Source organism: Actinosynnema sp. NPDC023658 (assembly GCF_040639995.1).
In the GTDB taxonomy this organism is placed as follows: Bacteria; Actinomycetota; Actinomycetes; order Mycobacteriales; family Pseudonocardiaceae; genus Actinosynnema.
Map to the genome: position 1 here is coordinate 1 of NZ_JBFAAX010001504.1, position 1,029 is coordinate 1,029.

The following is a 1,029-nucleotide window of genomic DNA, read 5'->3' on the forward strand; positions in this document are numbered from 1 at the left end:
CGGACTGGAGCTCACGGCCGACGCTGGGGGTGAAGTCCGCGCGGAAGTGCGGCAGCCGCTCGTGCCACGGTCCGGGCACCCCGAGCTGGGTGGTGCAGTGCAGGGCGGGCTGGCCGGGCACCGGGTGCACCGGCTCGGTCGCGGGCGTCGCGCCCGTCCAGTCCAGGTCGTGCCTGGTGTCGGTGGTGCGGTGCTTGGCGAACACGTGGGCGACGCCCTGCCAGGTGGTGAAGGCGCTGACGCTGTAGGCGCTGGAGAACACCGCGTCCACGTTGTCGACGAGCACGTCGAACGGCATGTCCTGGTAGACCCGCTGCTCGACGTCGAAGGTCGGGACGACGTCCAGCTCCACGGCCACCACCACGCCGAGCGAGCCGAACGCCACCACGGCCCCGTCGAAACCGGCGTCTCCCCTGCTCAGGGTGATGAGGTCACCGGACGCGGTGACCAGGTCGAGCGAGCGGACCAGGCTGGCCAGCGACGGGACGTCGTTGCCGGAGCCGTGGGTGGCGGTGGCGCACGCGCCGATGATCGTGATGTGCGGCAACGACGGCATGGCGGGCAGCGCGAGCCCGGCCGCGTGCAGCAGCTCGGCCAGCCGCGCCAACCGGGTCCCGGCGCCCACCCGCACCGACCCGTCGCGGACCTCGAACACCTCGGGCATCCCGTCGAGGCTGATCAGCGTGCCGGCGGTGTCCGCGACCGTGCTGAACGAGTGACCCGCGCCGACCACGCGCGCGGACACGGCGGTCCGGACCGCGTCCCGGACCTCCTCGACCGACGTGGGGTGCGCGGTCCGCGCGGCGGAGAAGGTGAAGTTGCCTGCCCAGTTGGTGCTCACGGGCCCGATTCTGCCCCATCGCACCCGGTCGCCCGCCCGGTGGAACGGATCCCCGCCGCCGCTCGTCCCACGCCGGGGAGGTGCCGGGATGCTGCGCTACGCGACCTTGGCGGGGGCGGTGTGCGCGGGGTGCGCGCCGTTCCTGTCCGGTGGGGTGCCCCGGCCCGGGGTGGACGCCGCGGTGATCG

General features: G+C 74.1%; 1 protein-coding gene. It reads right to left on the reverse strand.

The window, feature by feature from the left end; translation table 11 throughout:
- The coding region (locus AB0G02_RS42120) for an FAD-binding protein (RefSeq protein WP_360806762.1) at positions 1-841 on the reverse strand (841 nt) is incomplete at its 3' end.
- Positions 842-1,029 lie beyond the last annotated feature (188 nt).